Genomic DNA, 21,680 nt, shown 5'->3' on the forward strand with positions numbered 1-21,680 from the left:
TTATAACCTATTCATATTCACATGAACTCTATTTTACGTACAGGCGGCTGCTTTCTTCCCAATATTCGCCTGGTTTCAGGCTGAACAAGCCGATATCATCAGCAGGAAGGTCTACCATTGGCGCATTCACCAAGTTAATTTGTGGCTCAGGGCAGAAGAACTGTTCTGTAGCACCGTTATTCCAGATCATCCATTGTTTGTACGAAGTCCCTACATCGTACACCAAGGTTACTCCAGCTTTGCTATCGGTAAGCTCCATCCGGTTGCGTCCGTTCTGAGGTACAGCCGTGTAGTGATTGTCCATCGATGCAAAATATGGATTCACACCTTCTTCACGAAGCTGAACTTCTCCTGGCTCCAACGCCTGGAATTTGCCTGTTGGCAGCATGCGGTCGTTAAGCTCCCAGCGCTCGCCAATAGTAGCTTTTACGCGGTAATCTTGTGCCGAGCTTCCTGGTGCGAATGGTGCGTTAATGGCAGTGTGGAATGCCAGCAAGCAAGGCATCACGTCATCTCCATCATTGTGTACCAGCACCTGTTGAGATAATCCTCCTTCGCCGAGGGTATAACGCAATTTGATCGTATACTTATGTGGCAAATATTGATAAGAAGGATGATTCTCATCCACCTTGATGAATACGGTTACGAAGCTTTCAGTCTTACCGCTGCCAAATTCTTCGACTTCCCAAGCTGCAGTATGTAAAAATCCGTGTAAATGGTTGCCCGTTGCAACTTCATTTACGGGGAATTGATAAGTTTGACCATTCCATGGAAATTTACCATCCTCATAACGATTTGGAGGAAATAATACAGGAATTCCGTGAATCCCCGGACTTGCCTTGAAGGCTTCCATTTCTTCAGCTCCAGGCTCATGCAGGAAGCGATATCCGTTTTCGGTATCACGAAAACAGATCAGGTTGCCGCCAATGCCTGGCAGAATAGCTGCCTCATAACGACCGGCTTTCAACCAGATAGCTGCTTCTCCTTCATATTGTCCTTCATACGCTGTGATTGACATAATATATTGTTCTCCCTTCCAGTGTCTGATAATTGTCTCCACTTGATAGATTACCACATCTAGTCATGAGGTGACATGCTCTTTTTACAATTGCTCCACTTCTACGCTCATTACATGTTCAATTTTCTTCACATCGTAATAAATTTCTGTTGCGTAATCTCGATCCGGGGCTGAGATCACCATATCGATCATTTGTCTGCCATCTTCCAAATCTTTAATTTTCATTCTTCGAATCGCTCGGGATGGACCTCTAGTACTACGCTGCGAGCTGACCTGAGGCCGCTCGATTTTTTGGATCACTTCTGTAAGCACAAAATTAGCTTCCATAATGATCCTCACTGAAACTTCATGTTTATTCAGTACTTCTGGTCCTAGCGAGCGGATTAAATGAGGAACTAAATTCACAGCAAACATCAGCAGAATAACCGCATATGCTGCTTCAATATAGAATCCCGCACCCACAGCTATACCAATTCCAGAAGCTGTCCAGATGAGTGCTGCCGAAGTAAGGCCCGAAATGGCATCTCCGCCTCTACGCAGAATAACACCCGCACCCAAAAAACCAATCCCGCTGACAATCTGAGCCGCAAGCCGCATCGGGTCCATGTTTGGATGCTCTGGCCCTGCGAACTTATCAAAGGCATGGATAGACACCACTGTGACAAGACAGCTCGCAATGCTTATGACCATACTGGTCCGTATCCCCAGCGGTTTCTGCTTGATCTGTCGGTCAATCCCGATGAACAGCCCGAACAGCATGGCCACTAGTAACTTCATTAATGATTCCAATTGAAAATCCATATCGCAATCTCCTTTCTCCAGAGATACTCCATTATAACGGAAATTGGAGATAATGATTAGCTTTATTTTACAACAAAAAACGGTATAACCATCCTCAGCGCTTATGCTCTTTCGACCCGTGTGGTCCGGCATAGCGACGAGGATGGAATCCGTTATGAGAGGTCAAGATTATGTTGGAAAATTAACCATGCAGAAGCGACTCTGCACCGTCACAATAAATTTCCGTCCCCGTAATATGATCTGAATCTTCCGACGCCAGAAACAGAGCCAGCTTCGCTACTTGATCAGGTCGCCCCGGACCTTCTTCCAGCGGTTGATCTCCCTCAGGAAATTCTACTGGGATTTTCACTTCTTTCAGATCCTCTGATGGAAAAGTGTTGTCATCTATATTGGTCTTTATAGCCCCAGGACAGATCGCATTTACGCGGATTTGAAATTGAGCCAGTTCCAGTGCCGCCATTTTCATAAAAGCAACCTGTCCTGCCTTAGTCGTGCTGTAAGCAGAAAAACCAACATTGGAAAACACACGATTTCCGTTAATGGAGCTGTTGATCAGGATGCTGCCTCCGCTTTCTTTTAGATGCGGTATCGCATATTTTACAGTCGCGAAGGTTCCACGCAGGTTAATATGAATGGTCTGATCCCAAGATTCAATATCCATCGTTTCAATAGGCGTCATCGCCCCATTAATCCCTGCGTTGGCAAAAACAACATCAAGACGACCCCATTTCGCGGCCGCCTTGTTTATCGCCGCTTCCACTTGTGGTGGTTCAGCAACATCACATTCGATAACTAGGGCTTCTCCGCCCTCTTTCTCCACTTGCTGTCTAACTTTTTCAGCGTTCTCCACAGTTCTGTCCAATAATACAACTTTGGCTCCGTTACGTGCGAACTCAAGCACGGTTGCCCGGCCAATTCCTGAGCCGCCTCCGGTTACAACTGCAACCTTACCTACAAGCTTTTTATCTGCCATATCGTGATATCCTCCTTCTTATCATGCAAGTCTTCCAGTTAAGTTCTTTCCTTAACCTTAACCTTGCATACAGAAGTTGAACCGACAGATATTTACTTTTCCTTTAGGATTATTATTCTCCCTGACGAAGATGAATGATGAGATCGTTTAATCCGGCTTCCCGGATCCCTTCCACTATAAGTTCAGCTAGAAGACGAGCCCCTAAAATCTGAAAATGTGTATTATCCTGCACGCCACCTGGATGCGCAATAAATTCTCCTGGATAGCTCCACATGAATAAATCTTTTGAGCCCTCTGAGCCATAAGCTTCAAAGAGCTTGCGGCTCTTCTCGGCTAAATCAATCAGTGAAACCTGCTCGGTATCTGCGAGTTCCCGTATGGCGATTAAATAATCTCCATGCGTGTCTACAATTGCTTCTTCACTATCAAATCTTCGCCGATGTACAGAGCTCACAAGAACCGGATAGGCCCCCGCTTCTCGGGCGACTGTAATCAACCGGAGCAAATGTTCCTTATATGTAGTAAAGGGCTCGGTATGTCTTAAATCATCAGTTTTGGAATCATTATGTCCAAACTGGATGAACAGATAATCTCTGGGTCTGATATCTGCGGCAATGCCCTCCAAATGCCCTTCCTCAATAAAACTCTTGGAACTGCGTCCAGAAAGTGCTCGGTTATCAACAACTATTCCCGCTTTGAAGCAGCGTGGCAGCAGTTGACCCCACCCCGCATAGGGATAACCTTCTTCCCCTTGATCGGTCACCGTGGAATCTCCCGCCAGAAACAAGACTAGCGCTTCATTGTCCATCTGAATGTCCAAGGCGTTAATACGCGGTGCCGCACCCGAGAACGATAGCTTTAGCTGCCCATCCTTAATTCTAATTGCAAAGGATTCGCGTAAATATTGGCCCGCAGGCACATTTAGAGTGTCCAATACGAACTTGCCTTCTCCAGCTTTGATAAATGTGCTGGTCTCTGCCAGAGCATCACCCAACAGCAGCGTAACACGGTAGATCCCATTCGGGAGATCCAGAAGAAAAACTGCTTTCTGTGGGATGCAGCAATCACTTCGCAGTATATCTGTTCCCCCTCTGAAACGACCAAAGACGGTGGAATCAGAAGTGAAACCATACCCTATTTCCTTAGAATAAGATGTGTCCGGCCGAATTTTGGTGTAGCCAGGCTCAGCTTCCTTAATCCCAAAATCAAAACGATAGCTATCCAAATTCAGCCGCACCTTTCTTAATTAGAGATTCAAAACATTTATATTCATTTGCTGAAATCAACCTTTCAAACCACTGGTGCTGATTCCTTCTACAATCTGCTTTTGGAAGATAAAGAAGATAATCATGACTGGTGCCAAACTTAGAACAGACATGGCGAACATTGGACCCCAGTTGGATACGGACTCACTGTCCAGGAACATTTTCAGCCCCATCGAAACTGTATATTTAGAAGGTGAGTTCAAGTACAATACCGGTCCAAGCAAGTCTTCCCAACGCCAATAGAAGGAAAAGATTGCCGCAGTAGCCATAGAAGGACGGATAAGCGGAAGTATAATTCTGAAATAAAGTCCAAATTTCCCACAACCATCGATGGTAGCCGCTTCATCAAGTTCAACAGGAATGGTCCGAATAAACTGCAGCATTAGGAAAATGAAAAACGGGACACCGAAGAACTGTGGAACAACGATCGGTTTGATACTGTCGAGCCATTCCAATTTGGCATAGATAATGTATTGAGGGACGAGCACCACATCGGAAGGAAGCATCAGGGTCATCATCATGATTCCGAACCATAAGCCATGGCCTACAAATTTATTGCGGGCAAAACCAAAGGCAACCAGTGAAGATGAAATGACTGCGCCCAGTGTTGCGACAATGACAATTACGAAAGAGTTCTTGATGAAGACACCAAAGGAGTAACCTGCAATACCTTCCCAGCCTTTAGCATAGTTCCCCCATTCCCATGGATCAGGTATAAGGTGCTGCGCTGTAACAAACACAAGCCGGCTCTCTTTAAAAGAACTCATGATCATCCACAGAATCGGATACAGCATAACGATAGCGAGGCCACCTATAAGGATGTGATAAAGCGGCCATTTCAGTTTAATTTTCGCCATGGATTATTTTCCTCCTTCCGACTCGTAGAAGACCCACGATTTGGATGTCTTGAACAAGATTCCGGTCATGATGCCGACAAGCAACAACATCACCCAAGCCATAGCCGAAGCATAACCCATATTATTAAACATAAAAGCCTGACGGAATAAATAGAGAGAATACAACATAGTGCCGTCCATAGGTCCGCCTTCACCTTTAGAGATAATATAAGCTGGAACAAAGGTCATAAATGCGCTGATCGTCTGCATAACTAGATTAAACAGAATCACTGAACTTAAGAGTGGCATAGTAATCTTGAAGAACTTTCTGAAGAATCCGGCTCCATCCACACTAGCTGCCTCATACATTTCACCAGGAATATTTTTGAGACCTGCCAGAAAGATCAACATGGATGAGCCAAACTGCCACACAGATAGAGTTATCAACATGATAAGCGCAGCGTTCGGATTGCCAAACCAACTTACCGGTCCAATTCCGAAAAAGCCAAGCATGCCGTTAATAATTCCAGTATCACTAAAAATATTACGCCACATGATGGAGACCGCCACACTGCCACCTATAATAGAAGGTAAATAATAAGTTGTCCGATAAGCTCCTACCATACGCGATTTCGTATTTAAAATCATAGCCACAAATAATGCGAAGGTTAGACGTAAAGGCACACCGATAAATACGTAAAGCAGGGTTACCTTTAGTGAATGCAAATATTTCGGGTCATTGGAGAACATTTTGATGTAATTATCAAATCCAATCCACTTAGGTGGAGCGAATAAATTGTATTTAGTAAAAGAGAGATACAGCGAAATGATCATTGGGATCAGTGTGAAGCAAAGGAAGCCAATGACGAACGGACTGATGAAGGCATATCCTGTAAGGTTGCTTCGTAACCGCCGGCCGGTCAACTTATTTTTCTTAACAGCCAATGGATTCGAAGGTAGGGGATTCGTTAAGGCCAAGGGTCTCCAACTCCTTTTTATGTGAATAATATGGGAAACGGGATGCCGCCTAGCGAAATGGCATGCCGTTTCCCATGTGAGACGCAGTATAGTTATCTGTTACCCTACGTTTAACGGCTGGAGAGAATAGAGTTCGCTTCTTTTCGGAACTGTGCCGCTGCTGCTGCTGGGTCGATTTTTCCGAAGTTCATTTGTTCAGCGAGGTCTGTAAGCAGTGCTACAACCTCTGGGGATCCTACCGGTGGACTCATAGGTGAAGTAGTAGGCTCCATGTCAGCAACAAACTTAAATACTTGCTTACCGGAATCAGTTAATTGTGTAGCTACAGATTCTTTGATTTTGCTTGAAATTGGTACTCCGCGTTCGCCTTTGATCAGGTTGTTAGCTTCCACATCATTAATCCAGAAATCAACGAACTTCGCTGCTTCTTCCTTCACTTTAGAGTTAGAAGTAATTGACCAGTACATACTTGGCTGCATGTAAAGCCCTTTATCCATATCTGGACCAGGCATTTGTGCCAGCTCCATAGGACGATTTACAGCGATTTGCAAAGCAACGTATTGGTTCGACCATTGCCATACACCGATACCTGTCCCTTTAACAATATCCGACTCTTCAATAACCCCTTTATTTTGGCTCAGTTTGTCTTGTGATGGGACCGCTCCATCTTTAATCAGACCAGACAACATTCCGAAAAAGTCAGTGAACAACGCATCGTCCTCATAACCAAGAGCGGAACCATCATTGTTATAGAGTGCCAGCCCTTTTGTACGCAGATAATAGTTGAAGAATACGTCTGCTGCCATGGAACCATCCATGTACAGTCCAGCCGACTTAGCTTTTGCGGCGATTTCCTTGTATTGATCCCAAGTCCAGTTCTCTGGGATAGAATCAACACCTGCCTTTTTCAGCAATTCTGGATCATATTGAAAACCAAGTACGTTAACCCCTAACGGAATTCCGTATTGCTTCTCACCGATCACTCCAGTACTCAGCACGTTCTCATTCACATCGCCGACTTGAATCTGAGAGTTCAAATAAGGTTTCAAGTCTTCGAGCTGTCCGTTAGATCCATATTGATTGATATAAGAAATATCCATTTGAACGATATCAGGAAGCCTATTTGCAGCGGCTTGCGGAGCAAGCTTTTTCCAGTAATCATCAAAGGATGCATATTCAGGCTCAATGGTTACATTCGGGTATTTGGCTTCATACATATCGATAACTTGTTGTGTATAAGAATGTCTTGTATCTCCACCCCACCATGCGATTCGCAAGGTTACTGGTTCTGCTGAGGTCGTAGCCGCAGGTTTCGTTTCCGAAGGAGTATTTGTAGCGGAATCCGTAGCGGCAGCATTGTTATTGTTGTTACCTCCACCGCAACCAGCTAACATCGACGACAGCAATAATGGTACGGCTAGTAAAGCGAATCTCTTTTTCAATTTCATGTCCCCTTTTCCTATGATAGTGTAAAGGCTCTGATCCCTTTAGGTAGCGCTTTCATTGGTTAAATTTTCTCAAATATTCCGTGATTATTGAATACAAAAAACCGTCTTGTTTGTTCAATAATCAGTTCGCTTGAGGGGGTTTCATGAAATCTGTAGGGGTCTGGCCGGTTACTTTTTTAAATACCTGGCTGAAATATTGTGCATTTCCACCGAAGCCGAACATTTCAGCCAGCTCAAATACTCTCACATCCCCACTTCTCAAAATATGCTCCGATGCTTTAGCAATCCGGTAATTGGTTACATAATTCGAGAATTTCTCCCCGGTAATTTTTTTGAATATTTTGCCGAGATAGTCGGGATTCATATATAACATTTCAGCAGCGACTGAGCTAAGCGACAGCTCTGCATTCTTGTAATCCTCTGCGATAATTTTGAACATTTTGTCTACAATAAGTGATTGCCGGGAACTAAAATGTCGGTCATACATCGCTGTTAAGCGAACCGCTGCCTCTTTGACGTATGCTTTTAAACCTCCCAAGGTTCTAATTTCGGCAAGCTCCGCCAAGCCCGATGTGAAGCTATTTCTTTCATCAGGGACTGCTAAACGAATCATAGCGGAATATAACTGTAAAACATAAGAACGCGTCACGTTAATATCTAACCGCTCATCTGCGAGCAAGTTGAATAATCGTTCCAATTCCAGCTCAACCGTATTTTGATCGCCTGCTTTTATAAGTAGACAAATATGCTCTTCATCTAGCTCGATATCATTTCTTCCACTTAGCTCATCACTTGGGATATCACTCCCGGTAATCAAACCGCCCGCCTCCAAATAAAAACGATGGTTCAGGCACTGCAAGGTCTGACGATACAATCTCCGGGAATGAATCATAAGGTCAGCATCACTAATCGCGATTGTCACATCCATTTTATAAAACTTGCAGAATACCTCTCTTACTTCAGCGATACGTTTAAGCAGGGAGCTATTCTGCACCGTATTCCCTTCATCTTCCAGTAATATTAATAAATGACCACCTATCGTCGCACTCAGGAGTGTTTCCTGAAGTACGTCCTGGGCAATATTTTGCAGAGCGAACAATTGCTCATATTCGTAAGAACCTTCTAGTCGGAACAGGAGCAAGCGCACCGTTTTGTCATTAAGTTCAATGCCGAATAGTTCCTGATAATACTCTAGATCCTGACTTCCATAAGTTTTATTAGAGATCCATTCCTTCAAAAATTGTTCTTTCACATGGGGCAATACCTTCTGAAGACGTTGTTTCATACGATTTACGAATTCGCCTCTGCTCTTCTGCTCATCGAGTTCCGCTACCAGCTCAATCAGTGCTTCATGGATCTGATTCTCATTGCACGGCTTTAAAAGATAATGTTTGACCCCGTTCTGCATAGCAATACAAGCATAATCAAAATCCTTATAACCAGTCAGCATAACGAATTTCACGTCTGGAAATCGTTCACTGCATTTTTGCACCAGTCCCAGGCCATCTAGACCAGGCATAGAAATATCCGTGATCACAATTTCAGGGTTAAGCTCCTCAATTTTCACCAAAGCTTCAATCCCGTTCCGTGCCGTGCCTACAAGCTCTGTTCCCGCTCGTCCCCAGTCCACAACCTGCGATATCCCTTCCAGAATCAAGCGTTCATCATCCACCAGCAGCAGTTTATACATTCTCTAGCACTCCTTTTAAGTAAGGTATACGCACATGTATAGTTGTTCCTTGACCCGGCTCACTTTCTATGACTGTGCCCCATTCAGGGCCGAAGACGATTTGAATACGCTCCGCGATGTTAGCTAAGCCGATGCCTTCTCCACGTGTCTTAACTCTCCCCATCTGTAAATCTTTGATAAATTCAGCGCTCATCCCCGGTCCATTATCACTGACTTTGATATCGAGGCCCTGATCTTCTTCACTAACTGTTATAGAAATGGTGCACGGCTCAATATTAGGCTCTAGCGCATAGCGAATAGCATTTTCGATTAAAGGCTGCAAGGTCAGCTTCGGAATTAATGCATCATGCAGATTTTCAGGTACATCCATCCGGAAATCAAGCCTCTCATCAAACCGTGTTTTCTGGATAATGACATAATTTCGCACGATAGTGATCTCTTTTTCAAGTGTAATTAGCGGATCCTTGAGACCAATAGAGCTGCGGAACAAGTAACCGAGCGCTTCTACCATTTCTGAGATTTTGGCTTGTTTGTTCATTTTGGCTAACCAATTGATCGATTCCAGTGTATTGTACAAAAAATGCGGATTAATCTGTGCCTGTAATGCTTTCAGCTCGGTCTCTCTAATAATCAGCTGCTTCGCATAGTTCTCATCAATAAGCTCTCTGATCCTGCGGATCATCATTTTAAAAGTCCGGTTTAGCTGACTAACCTCGTCCTGCGCAGTCTGTGAAACCACACCTAATGACTGTTCCTCCAGATTGTCCAGATCGCCCTTCTCGATTTGCTTCATTTTTTTGGTCAGCTTAGAGATCGGACGTACAATACTACGAGCAAGCCTGTAGCCTAAAAGGAGACCAATTAATAAGATTAGTGCGAATATGATGACGACCAGTTTTTTGACAAAAGTAATATGTTTGAACATCTCATTAAATGGAGTTGCATTGATGTAGATCCAATCTATATAAGATGATTTCGTCTTGGTTATAAAATAAGTACCTTCTTGATATTTGGCCGTGCGATATAGCTCCGGACGTTCTGTCTCTTCTTTAAGCTCTTCTGGCAAAAGAATCGGTACTTCAGGATAGATCGCCTGTCCCGTCGTGGCATCAACAGCTATTAATTGGTCGGTATCGCTCGTACTATCCGCAATGATTAGATCGATCCGAATACGGATCACGAGTGTTCCCAGATCATCCAGCGTAAACGTTGACCCTGTATAAGATTTAATCTGCCGAACCGCCAAAAGTGAATTTCTGTTTCCTTGCGGATACCACACTATACTTCCGCTAGCTTCCGCAGCTAACGGCTTTAACTGATCCTGCAGATCCTGTGATACCCCTTCACGATTGCCCGCAGTCATTACTCCGCCACTCGTATCCATCAGCATCATGGAATAAACGTATTTCTCTGCCCCTGCAAAAGCAACCAGCCTGTTTATGATCTTGTTATGTAGAACTTGTCTTTCATAAGGCTGTGGATCATTCTGCAATTGGCGCAGGCATTCTTGGATTTGCTCATCAGACACCACTGTAAAAGAAAGCTGATCCAATTCTCTTAGGGCATTCTCGATGCTAATGGAGGACATCCCCAATACCTCAGAGGCCTTTTCATAAATTTGCTTGTCATAGATACGATACACATATTGCAAAACGGTCAACGAGAATAAAAAGGAAAGTAGAAGCAAAAAGGAAATAATCAGTATCATTTTGTTGAAAATGCCCGAACTTCTGTAAGCGCTAACATTTTTCCAAATCATCTGTTTTCTCCGCTCCCTAAATATGATAATTTTCATTTATTATCACTATAATTCCATTATAAACCATAATGTTCCATTTGGGTAAATTTACGTGAACTGAAAGCTAAGGATAGTATAATGGCTCGGCGAAAAAAATCCTATGTAAAAAAGGGCTCGAAATGAAATCCAGAATCAGAGTTCACTTCAAGCCCTTATATTGAGCTACCTTCACACCTACAACAGACTAACCAAGCATCATTCGGTCATCTGCCAATTTATGTCCGCTGATTGTCTCGAATTCTCCGAGCAGCCGTTCTACGGTAAGATCTTTTTTACGAACCTCGTCGATATCCAAAATAATACGGCCCTTATCCATCATGATCAGACGATTGCCAAGACGAATGGCTTGCTCCATGTTATGGGTAACCATTAGGGTGGTTAACTTCATCTCACGGACAATGGACTCTGTCAGTTTAGTAATCAGCTCCGCACGAGAAGGGTCAAGGGCTGCTGTATGTTCATCTAAAAGTAAAATTTGCGGTTGAGTAAAGGTCGCCATTAGCAGACTTAGCGCTTGTCTCTCTCCACCTGACAACAACCCTACTTTTGCCCGCAGGCGATCCTCCAGCCCAATCCCCAGACGGCTTAGCTCGTCGCGAAATAAAGCTCTTTTTGCTTTATTTACTCCAAAGGTTAACCCTCTGCTTTTGCCTCTTTTATAAGCCATAGCTAAATTTTCTTCAATCGTCATATGTGGAGCCGTACCCGCCATTGGGTCCTGAAAGACCCGGCCGATCCAGCGACTCCGTTGAAATTCCGCCAAATGGCTGATTGAATTTCCTTCAATGCTGGCTGTACCCAGATCCGGCTTCATGACACCGGAAATAATGTTCATCAACGTAGATTTACCAGCTCCATTACTTCCAATGATGGTGACAAAATCACCGGGAAGAAGCTCCAAGTCAATGCCGAGCAGCGCTATTTTCTCATCTGGTGTTCCGGGATTGAACAGCTTAGATACGTTCTCCAGTTTAAGCATCGATGGTGCCTCCTCTCTTGCTGCTTAGCGCTTGCTCAGCTAATTCAACGGAACGCCTCCGCGCCATATTCTTCTGCTTCAGGAAACGCTGAATCGACGGGAATACAAGAGCGAAAATAACGATAATTGCTGTGATCAGCTTAAGATCCGAAGCTTTAAGCCACGGTACCCGCAAGGCAAGTGCAACTACGATCCGGTAAACTATGGATCCGAGCACAACAGCCAGTGTGGCCCGAAATACATTTTTGGCACCAAATATGGCTTCACCGATGATCACCGAAGCTAACCCGATTACAATCATCCCAATACCCATGGAGGAATCCGCAAAAGTAGAATACTGAGTAATTAACGCTCCCGAGAGCGCCACCATTCCATTGGATAAACTGACACCAAGAATAGTGGTATTATCCGTGTTTACACCCAGACTACGGATCATTCTTGCATTATCTCCGGTAGCCCGCAGCGCAAGTCCAAGATCCGTACGCAGGAATAAATCCATTACTATTTTCACAAAAATAACTACAAACGGCAGTACGAGCAGAGGATCAATGGAAGTGAACAAGGTAGTGTCGCCCATTAAAGACCAGTTGGGTTTGCCACCAAATATCCGCAGATTAATGGAATAAAGTGCAATCATCATCAAAATACCGGATAACAGTCCATTAATCTTGCCTTTCGTATGTAATAGGCCCGTGCACATTCCTGCCAGCATTCCACCAGCAATAGCGGCCAAGGTAGCAAGCCATGGTGCATAACCGTTAGTAATCATAACAGCGGCAATGGCGCCACCAGTGGTAAAGCTCCCATCTACAGTCAAATCAGGGAAATCAAGAATACGAAAGGTAATGTATACACCTAAAGCCATAAATGCGTAAAGCAAACCCATTTCAACGGCCCCGAGCATCGAATTTAACATAGATGACTTCCTCCTTCGAGCGGAAAGGGGCGTTCTCACGAAATCGCCCCTATATAATGGCTTATTGAATAATATTGTTAGCTTGATCGGCAACTTCTGCCTTCATTGCATCAGTCACTTCTATGCCTTGTGCTGCTGCAGATTTCAGGTTAAGAATGAGATCAAGTTTTTCTTGCATGGTTACTTTCATATCAGCTGGCTTTTTACCATTTTTCAAGATATCCACGGCCATTTGACCCACTTGATAACCATGATCGAAATATTTAAAACCAACGGTGGCAAAAGCGCCCTTTTCAACCGTATCACGGTCACTGGAGAAGAACGGGATTTTCTTGTCATTAGCCGTTTGAATAATGGTATCCACTGCACTTACGACTGTGTTATCCAAAGTAATGTAGAATGCATCTACACGACCCACAAGTGATTCCGCAGCTTGTTTGACTTCAGAGGTATTCGTGATGGCAGCCTTCACTAGCTCGATTCCATGCTTATCCAATTCTTTTTTAGCAATCTCAGCCATAATTACTGCATTGGGTTCACCTTCATTAATAACGATGCCCAGCTTTTTCACGTTAGGAAATTGGGTAGCTATAAATTGCATTAATCTGTTAATCGCTTCGGGATTGGTGTCCGATACACCTGATACATTTCCACCTGGATGCTCCAGATCCGTGACAATCTTTGCGTCGAGTGGGTCAGTTACTGCTGCGAACAAAATCGGTGTATCCTTACTTACTTTGCTGAGTGCTTGAACAATTGATTGAGCGGAAGGCGTTGCAATTGCCAATACCAAATCATTTGAGTCAGCGGCAATCTTTTGAGCAATGGACAAGTTATTCGCTTGGTCAGCCTGAGCATTTTCAAGGTCAACCTTCAGGTTCTCGCCTTCAACGATTCCCGCATCCTTCAAAGCAGCGAGAATTCCTTCGCGTGTAGCATCGAGTGAGGGGTGTTCCACATATTGTGAGATCGCAATTTTGTACGTTTTTGAATCTGCTGCTCCTGCATTCGTAGGGGAATTACCGGAATTCGCTGCATTTCCTGAGTTTTCAGCGGTGTTATTGTTGCCACAACCAGCTGCTACGAGCATGAAGCATAAGCTTAATCCCGCCAAAATGTTTCTCTTTTTCATCAAAGTACCCCATTTCATTAGTTTATTAACGCATACATCAAGGTGAGCGACTCAGCATTATCACTTTTATCGATAAAAGCATTAAAGCATAAGCTTACACGTACCTCACATTAATGATAGAAATCTATTAAACCTATATTATATGGAGGTTGTTTATCCGTCAATCACTTATCATATTTCCATAGATTTCAAATTCTGAAGAATATATGACATCAAAAGAGGTAATGCTTGGTTGTCTCTTACAGCGATTGCCTTCGTTTCTTTTACATAAAAAAAATCGCCCTGCACAAACTTAATTTACAGTTTGAAGATGGAGCGTGTTAAATGGCTAATAATCACAAAAGACTACTAACCACCGCTACTGTATTGCTTGCTGTCGCTTTAACGAGTTCATCCTGCGGTTATTCTTCTCAATCGCAAAAACCTAAGGTTAACGCGCTAACTCCTGATGGTAAAAATGCCTCCAGTTATTATGAACAATCTGCAATTACTGACGCTCAGGGAAAGTACTGGATTCCACTCAAGCCTGCGGTTACTTCGCTCGGATATCGGATGAAGGATGATGGTTCTAGTGATGGATACACTAAAATCGGTTATAGCGATGTTATGTATATGCTGCGCCCTGGCTCTCCACAGGTATTCTCACTTGGGGAAAAAATCACACTGCCACAAGCCCCTAGACGGCAAGAAGGGCAAATCTATATCACCCCTTTAGCCTTGTCCAAATTTTTGCAAACAGAAGTAGGCTGGAATCCCCAGTCGGGTGAGATAAACATTGCTACACCGTCCGAACGTAAGACTATCGAAAAATTATCGACGGTCGAATCCACGAGTGAATCTAAATCTTTACGCATTCAAAGTATTTCTGAAGCGGATAAACAGGAGTTAATCTCTTTTGCCAAAAATTTCTTGGGTGTTCCCTACGACTTTGGCGCTGGATCTTATGAAGAAACCAAAAAATTTGATTGCTCTTCTTTTACAAGGCATGTATTCAAAAAATTCGGAGTCAGCTTACCTCGTTTAGCTAAAGATCAGGACAATTTAGGTACCCGTGTAAGTCGAAGCGAACTGGATGTAGGAGATCTTATCTTCTTTACCGTTCCCGGTCGATTTGAAAGTGATGCTATACCTGGTCATGTCGGTATTTACATTGGAGACGGAAAGTTTATCCACACCTGGGGTGAACCCGGAGTTCAGATCAGTGACCTCGACTCAGGTTATTGGAGTAATGTAATCCTCCATATGCAACGTGTTTTATAAGCTTCCCATGCTTTAAAAGAAATCATTCAAAAAGCCTGAATCCCTATTGATGGGGTTCAGGCTTTTTGACTATAACTTTTATCCAGTTTCTTAATCCCAGCTCTTGCCCCTTCCGCTCATCCGGACAAACAGCTTTACAAGTTCAACTATAACAATAATCGCTACGGCCGCTGCACATACTATTCCCCACTGTAATCCACTTAAATGTGAAACACCAAACCAGTCGTTTAAGCCCGGGATGATGATCACAAGCACAAGCATTAGTATAGAGATCAGCGAAGCCCATAACATATAGCGATTGCTGAACCAACCGATCTGGAATAGCGATTTTTTATTGGATCTGACGTTAAAAGCATGAGCGATTTGCAGTAATCCTAATGTACCAAAGGCCATTGTAACCGCAATACCTTCATTGTAATGCGTATGCGCCCATTGATACACGATCAACGTAAGCGCCGCTTCTATAATCCCTTGATATATAATCCCGATCCCCACGCCGCCCGCAAAGATGCTACTGCTTGCTTTACGCGGCTTCTTCGCCATTACATCCTCGCCGGCTTTCTCAAGTCCGAGGGCAAGTGCAGGTAAGGTATCCGTAACGAGATTAATCCACAGAATATGGATCGGCTCTAGAATACGCCAGCCAATCATAGTGGCAATAAATAATGTCAGCACTTCCCCAAGATTAGCGGAGAGAAGGAACTGGATAGCCTTGCGGATATTGCTGTAAACCTTCCGTCCTTCTTCTACGGCAACAACTATAGTCGTAAAGTTATCGTCGGCAAGCACCATATCTGATACACCCTTGGCAACATCCGTTCCGGTTATTCCCATGCCCACGCCGATATCGGATGATTTAAGTGCAGGAGCATCATTTACACCATCTCCGGTCATCGCCACAATTTTTCCTTTTTGTCGCCAAGCCTTAACGATACGAACCTTGTGTTCAGGAGAGACGCGTGCATAAACCGAATAATCGGTAACCTTCTCCGCAAATTCCTCTTCGCTGAATTTATCCAGCTCACTACCCGTTAATACACCTGATTCATCTTCAATAATCCCTAATCTTTTGGCAATAGCCGCTGCTGTATCACGATGATCGCCTGTAATCATTACAGGTCTAATTCCCGCTTTACGGCAGATAGCTACCGCATCCCGTACTTCCTCACGCGGCGGGTCAATCATACCGACCAAACCAATAAATATTAACTCTTTCTCCGTGGTATCTGGTGAGAGATCGGTCGGCAGCTGCTCCTCATCTCGGAAAGCAAATGCCAAGACTCGAAGTGCATCATTCGCAAGTAATTTATTACTTTCCATGATATTCCGCTTATGTTCGTCTTGTAGAGTTACAATTTCTCCATCCACATAGATATGGCTGCATTTGGACAAAAGTACATCTGGTGCACCCTTTGTCAGCACACGATAACGTCCAGCTTCGACCTCATGAACCGTTGTCATCAGCTTGCGATCGGAGTCAAAAGGCAGCTCATTTTTACGTGGGTATTTCTTTTCCAGCTCCCTTTTGTCAGTGCCTATACTAAGCGCATAATCGACTAACGCAGTCTCCGTCGGATCGCCGATGATTGCTTTTCCGCTCTTGGTTTGTGGGTCCTTAGCTCCAGCTTTTGCTTCAGGTTCACTAGGAGTCTTTCCTTCGTCAATACTGGAGTCATTACAAAGCGTCATAGCTTGAAGCAATAACTCGCCACCAGGAATCCCTTCAAGCCCTGCACTGGAATCAGTGGTCTTTCCGTTGACATGCACTTTTTCGACAGTCATTTTATTTAATGTTAAAGTACCTGTCTTATCGGAGCATATAATCTCTGTACTTCCAAGTGTCTCCACGGCGGGAAGCTTGCGAATAATCGCTTTTCGTCCCGCCATTCGCTGCACACCAAGCGCGAGAATGATCGTAACAATTGCTGGCAGCCCTTCCGGGATAGCCGCTACCGCGAGTGAGATCGAGGTAAGTAGCATATCCAGCAGCTCTCTTCCTTCGAAGATCCCAACGGCAAAGATAATCACGCAGACGCCAAGAATAATAAAGGTAAAATATTTACCTAGCTCATCCAGCTTTTTTTGCAGCGGTGTTACATCTGTATCTTCTTCCGAGATATAACCGGCAATTCTACCGACCTCCGTCTGCATTCCTGTAGCTGTAACTACACCAATTGCTCGGCCATAAGTTACACTGCTGCTCATATAAGCCATATTGGTGCGGTCGCCGATTACAATGTCGCTACCCTCAAGCACACCGGCCCGCTTTTCAGAGGGCAATGATTCTCCGGTAAGCGCGGCTTCCTCCGTCTTCAACGAAGCGGCTTCCAAAAGTCTTATATCCGCCGGAACTACATTTCCAGCTTCCAGCAATACGATATCCCCGGGCACAAGATCTTCACTTTTTATCTCAGTAACCTGGCCGGAACGTCTTACTCTGGCGTGTGGAGAGGACATACTTTTTAGCGCATCGAGTGCTTGCTCAGCCTTATTTTCCTGAATAACTCCAAGCACCGCGTTCAAAATGACTACAAGCAAAATAATGATCGTATCCGTCCATTCCCCCAAGACTCCTGACAATACAGCTGCTACTAGCAAAATAAAGATCATTACATTTTTAAATTGTTCGATAAACTTTCCTAATAGCGATTTGGTCTTCGCTTCTTGAAGTACGTTCTTCCCATATCGCTCCACAAGTTTAGTCGCTTCATCGGAAGATAAACCCTCTTTCCGAGTTTCCAGCCTATTCAGCACTTCTTCCTCGCTCAGTGTATGGAAGGGTTCCAGCCCTTGCGATTGTGGATTATTTGAATTCAAACCATAGCCTCCTTCCAGAATTGAGATCTGGTAAAACCTCTCATATGAGTTTTACCCAAAACAGGCATGGTGATTCTTGAATGGTATGTACTTTTTTAGAAATTTAGATGTTCTTTCTTCAAATCGCGATTGAAGCTTTTAAACCTAGTCCCTTGATACAGGAGTTCACCTCGGTCACCTTCTACAATCAGGCCAAAATCCTGATCTCTTACCTGCAACTCTAAACGAGAGCCATCGGCAAACTCAAAGGTAACATAATAACTAGTATTTGCTCTCGATTCACCGGATCCACCCCATACCTCGGTTCGTTTGGTGACCGCTGTGCAGTTTGCTTTTATCAAGGGACTTGCGTTATTGGACATCCAGATTCTCACTGATTTAACAATTATAAAAACGAAAAAGCCAAGAAAAAGCAAAGCAAATAATTTAAAAAACAGTGGCATCTCATGAATGAAACTTCCGAAAAAGCTGCGCTCATCAAAACCGTTAAAATCCTGCCATTCGCTCAAATTTATCCCTCCTGACTGAAACAAGATAATAAAAGTTATCTATGCTGCGAAATACGTCATTTTTCCCGTTCGGTTTCATGTTTTCATCATCTATATATGAATTTTTTTCACAAAACAATTTGGATTCAAAGGAAAAGGTATGGTATGCTTTTTATACTACATACAGTTGGGAGGTGTTATTTCGGTGCAATATATAGCGCGTTTATCACTACATTGGTTTCTTCGTATAGTCCTAATTCTGGGAATGATGTTCTCTTTTCCACCTGCCTGGTCTGGAGGATTATTCACTACGGAGCAAGAATCAACGACATCCGAAATTGAACGCTACGAGCGAAAGTTTACACCTCCCGTAAGGATTGCACCTCAAATAACCCCTCAGGTAGGAGCCATCAAAATAACTGAACAGTGGGGAACGAAGTCACTTGCGGTCGTTGCAATACTCCCTGTACTTTCTTTACTGTTCCGTCCAGTGATTTATAAATTCCTGCTTCGACTACGGCTGTACCTGTTAAAATTCACGTCTCATTTTCTAATATCACTACCTTAGCGAAGTTCACCTCTGCCCTAAATGAATGTCGGCTGAAGGGAATTTAGAACTTCAATTGATAAAAATCTTATGTATCATGAATTATAGAGATGCGGATTTACCGGTAGGTATACATGCTCGCATTGCTCATCATCCACCGGAATAAAGCAAGTATCTTGGCTCAACCGTGTTCTGGATATCCGTTCAGGTGCGCTTTTACATTAGTAATATTCGCAGCACTATTCCTGATTGCTGGATTCACCGACACCATTCATCTAGCAGACAGAAGTTATTGGCGCACTACTAGTGGACTTGTCCTCGCTGAAACCGAACATGTGAAACCGATTGAACAGCTTGTGATCCCATTTCGTGATTTCTTCAGTGTCATCTTCTGCTTCAGCTTCGGACTGACATAGATCCACTCACCTTAGGCAGTGAGGCGCTCTGGTACTCCCTTGCAGCAGTTATCGTTACGCTAAATGGCAACTTTGTTGCAGGCTTGCTGGCCGGACGTAGCGTTGGTCACAGCCTTCATGCTTCATCCAACATTGGTTGCCCATAGCCCCGCGGGATGAATTTTCAATAATTATGGGCCAATTTGGGTAAAGCATTGCGGAGTGCTGGCTATTCTTCACTATTTGTAGCCATTCGCAGCCACTTGCAACCATTTGCAGCCATTTACGTGCTGATCCTTGTTCTCCTTGGACATTGTCTGACGAAGGAATCTAAATAGATTTATAAATAATGGATAAAGTATTCAACTTTGAGAAACGACATGATGCACGAATATCCAAAAAATCTGCCATAGCCACTGAAAATGAGTAAGGTCGTTTCCCCTGTTGAAGGAGGAAAAACTATGCAGAACAAAATAAATCAACGTCAACAGCTACAAAGAAGCTCTACCTTCCGAGTTCTTACCGTCATTGCCGGCGCATTGCTTGCTGCTGTAGGATTGGAATTATTTTTAATGCCACATGGCCTTGTTGTCGGCGGGATTACAGGCTTATCCGCATTATTCGCTCATACTACTGAAATGCAGCTTGGATTGTTTCTATTTCTATTCAATCTGCCCTTTATATTTATGTCGCGAAAACAAGTAAATCTCCGCTTTGCTCTTTACACTGTTTTGGGATTAACCTGCCTAACCATCGCGTCTCTTGCGCTGCATCGTTTTCCTGCTGTGATTAGCGATCCTTTACCTGCCGCAATGGCAGGAGGCATCTGTCTTGGAGTAGGTATTGGAATATCTGTGAGATTCGGCGGTGTAAATAAACAAGCCAGTGACCAGGGGTATTCTCTGCTGAGCGGCGGACCTCCAAAATCAACGGAAGTCGTCATTATGATCCTGAACTGTGCAATTCTGCTTTTTGCAGGTACATTGTTCGGTTGGGAGCAAGCAATGTATTCTATTATTGCCTACCTGCTGGCTTTCGAAGGTGTTCGTATCTCACTACGGGGATTATCCCACTCCCGCACTGCTTGGATTACCAGCAGCCGATGTTTGGACATTCAGCAAGCAATCGCAACCTCTCTAAACCGAGAAGCTGCGATTGCCGAAGGTTCAGGGCAAGATGGAGAGGTTAGCACGTTGTTTTGTCTGACAAACAGAATGGAAGAAGATCATCTTCGGGCAATCGTTCTACAGTGTGATTCAGAGAGCCAAATCGTGTTTAGATCAGCCACTAAAGATCATAGACAAACACGCTTACACGAATAAAAAAAGGGAGCGCCCTTAAGCCATGAAAATGGCTGAAGCGCTCCCTTCTTTTTGAATTTAGCCTTTGATCGCAACCAATTTTTCTGAGCGAGGCCTCAAACTTCTTGTTCGAGACCCCAAACTTCTTGCGAGAACTCAAATTTCGCATTATTCGAAGACGTTTACGCGCATGAGACAGCTATCGGACACAGCGGACCTTAAATGCGGAATTATCCCGAAGTTTGGATGACATCGGACCGCATAGCCCCTATTGGCACAAAAAACGCCAACTACGAGCCTATTTCTTATGAATAGCTGCACTGGGGTCCGAAACCTTGCTCCAAAGGCGATATATTTGCGAATAACGTCATTGGAGTCCGAATACCTCAGCGGATGATCATATTTCGGCGGTATCGGACAGTGGATGAATGTGATTCGGTGACATCGGACACAGCGGACCTTATATGCAGAATTTCCCGGAATTCTGAATGCATTCGGACCGCATAGCCCCTATTGGCACAAAAAACGCCAACTACGAGCCTATTTCTTATGAATAGCTGCACTGGGGTCCGAAACCTTGCTCCAAAGGCGATATATTTGCGAATAACGTCATTGGAGTCCGAAAGCTTCAGCGGATGTACATGATTCGGTGGGATCGGACGATGGGTAAATGTGATTCGGCGGTATCGGACAGTGGATGAACATGATTCCGTGGTATCGGACGATGGAGCGATGTAATTCGGGGGCATCGACGATGGATGGATGTGATTCGCCGGGATCGGACGACAGATGACCATGATTCGGTAGCGTCCGAAGATGGTTGAATGTGATTCAGCGGTATCGGATAAGCGGAGCTATGATTCAGTGACATCAGACGGCGGTTGACTATGATTAGGCGTTACCGGACGACGGACGACTATGATTCGGTGGCATCGGTTTATCCGGATTAGAGACATATTGCAGCATGCCGTAACTACGGCCAAAAACGCAAAGCAGCGATCCTCCAGTAATAGGAGGATCGCTGCTTGCAGACTGTCA

The 21,680-nt window shown here is 44.1% G+C and carries 18 protein-coding genes; 4 read left to right on the forward strand and 14 right to left on the reverse strand.

Annotation, left to right across the window (positions count from 1 at the left end):
* Positions 1-28: 28 nt before the first annotated feature.
* The 12 genes from NST45_RS14755 to NST45_RS14810 form a co-directional block, all read right to left on the reverse strand.
* Positions 29-1,018, reverse strand: coding sequence for an aldose 1-epimerase (locus tag NST45_RS14755; protein WP_036686233.1), 990 nt, complete (start codon positions 1,016-1,018; stop codon positions 29-31).
* Between the two features lie 84 nt (positions 1,019-1,102).
* Positions 1,103-1,819, reverse strand: coding sequence for an MgtC/SapB family protein (locus tag NST45_RS14760; RefSeq protein WP_036686231.1), 717 nt, complete (start codon positions 1,817-1,819; stop codon positions 1,103-1,105).
* 181 nt (positions 1,820-2,000) lie between these two features.
* Positions 2,001-2,792: an SDR family NAD(P)-dependent oxidoreductase gene (locus NST45_RS14765; protein WP_036686230.1), complete on the reverse strand. Its 792-nt coding sequence runs from the start codon at positions 2,790-2,792 to the stop codon at positions 2,001-2,003.
* Between the two features lie 112 nt (positions 2,793-2,904).
* Positions 2,905-4,017, reverse strand: a complete 1,113-nt coding sequence (locus NST45_RS14770) for a rhamnogalacturonan acetylesterase (RefSeq protein WP_038570350.1) — start codon at positions 4,015-4,017, stop codon at positions 2,905-2,907.
* A gap of 57 nt (positions 4,018-4,074) precedes the next feature.
* A complete protein-coding gene (locus NST45_RS14775; RefSeq protein WP_038570347.1) occupies positions 4,075-4,914 on the reverse strand; it encodes a carbohydrate ABC transporter permease in 840 nt (279 codons plus the stop codon).
* Between the two features lie 3 nt (positions 4,915-4,917).
* Positions 4,918-5,817 (reverse strand): sugar ABC transporter permease, encoded by a 900-nt coding sequence (locus tag NST45_RS14780; RefSeq protein ID WP_036686586.1) that lies wholly within the window; start codon positions 5,815-5,817, stop codon positions 4,918-4,920.
* A gap of 164 nt (positions 5,818-5,981) precedes the next feature.
* The gene (locus NST45_RS14785; protein ID WP_036686225.1) at positions 5,982-7,319 is read right to left on the reverse strand and encodes an extracellular solute-binding protein; all 1,338 of its coding nucleotides are present in this window, start codon (positions 7,317-7,319) and stop codon (positions 5,982-5,984) included.
* 121 nt (positions 7,320-7,440) lie between these two features.
* Positions 7,441-9,009, reverse strand: a complete 1,569-nt coding sequence (locus tag NST45_RS14790; protein ID WP_036686223.1) for a response regulator — start codon at positions 9,007-9,009, stop codon at positions 7,441-7,443.
* Complete coding sequence (locus NST45_RS14795) at positions 9,002-10,768, reverse strand: sensor histidine kinase (protein WP_036686222.1); 1,767 nt, start codon at positions 10,766-10,768, stop codon at positions 9,002-9,004. Before NST45_RS14795 ends, NST45_RS14790 begins: the two co-directional genes overlap by 8 nt.
* 223 nt (positions 10,769-10,991) lie before the next feature.
* Entirely contained in the window at positions 10,992-11,786 is a 795-nt protein-coding gene (locus NST45_RS14800; protein WP_036686220.1) for an ABC transporter ATP-binding protein, read from the reverse strand.
* Entirely contained in the window at positions 11,779-12,702 is a 924-nt protein-coding gene (locus NST45_RS14805) for an ABC transporter permease (RefSeq protein ID WP_036686219.1), read from the reverse strand. Before NST45_RS14805 ends, NST45_RS14800 begins: the two co-directional genes overlap by 8 nt.
* A 61-nt stretch (positions 12,703-12,763) precedes the next feature.
* Positions 12,764-13,834 (reverse strand): ABC transporter substrate-binding protein, encoded by a 1,071-nt coding sequence (locus NST45_RS14810; protein ID WP_036686217.1) that lies wholly within the window; start codon positions 13,832-13,834, stop codon positions 12,764-12,766.
* Positions 13,835-14,158: 324 nt separating this feature from the next.
* On the opposite strand from NST45_RS14810, the gene NST45_RS14815 reads away from it, so the two are divergent.
* Complete coding sequence (locus NST45_RS14815) at positions 14,159-15,094, forward strand: NlpC/P60 family protein (RefSeq protein ID WP_036686216.1); 936 nt, start codon at positions 14,159-14,161, stop codon at positions 15,092-15,094.
* Positions 15,095-15,184: 90 nt separating this feature from the next.
* Here NST45_RS14815 and NST45_RS14820 read toward each other — a convergent pair whose 3' ends face one another.
* Together NST45_RS14820 and NST45_RS14825 are read right to left on the reverse strand one after the other, a co-directional pair.
* Positions 15,185-17,881, reverse strand: a complete 2,697-nt coding sequence (locus NST45_RS14820; RefSeq protein WP_036686585.1) for a calcium-translocating P-type ATPase, SERCA-type — start codon at positions 17,879-17,881, stop codon at positions 15,185-15,187.
* Positions 17,882-18,006: 125 nt separating this feature from the next.
* Entirely contained in the window at positions 18,007-18,420 is a 414-nt protein-coding gene (locus NST45_RS14825) for a DUF2500 domain-containing protein (RefSeq protein ID WP_235219531.1), read from the reverse strand.
* 184 nt (positions 18,421-18,604) lie between these two features.
* Between NST45_RS14825 and NST45_RS14830 the strand changes: the two genes are divergently transcribed.
* The 3 genes from NST45_RS14830 (at position 18,605) to NST45_RS14840 (ending at position 20,663) form a co-directional block, all read left to right on the forward strand.
* On the forward strand, positions 18,605-18,967 hold the full coding sequence (locus NST45_RS14830; RefSeq protein WP_036686214.1) for a hypothetical protein: 363 nt from the start codon (positions 18,605-18,607) through the stop codon (positions 18,965-18,967).
* Between the two features lie 113 nt (positions 18,968-19,080).
* Positions 19,081-19,362 (forward strand): hypothetical protein, encoded by a 282-nt coding sequence (locus tag NST45_RS14835; RefSeq protein WP_143766083.1) that lies wholly within the window; start codon positions 19,081-19,083, stop codon positions 19,360-19,362.
* 440 nt (positions 19,363-19,802) lie between these two features.
* Positions 19,803-20,663: a YitT family protein gene (locus tag NST45_RS14840; protein ID WP_051491444.1), complete on the forward strand. Its 861-nt coding sequence runs from the start codon at positions 19,803-19,805 to the stop codon at positions 20,661-20,663.
* Positions 20,664-21,680 lie beyond the last annotated feature (1,017 nt).

It is taken from the genome of Paenibacillus sp. FSL R7-0163, from assembly GCF_037969975.1.
GTDB classification, from domain to species: domain Bacteria; phylum Bacillota; class Bacilli; order Paenibacillales; family Paenibacillaceae; genus Paenibacillus_AQ; species Paenibacillus_AQ odorifer.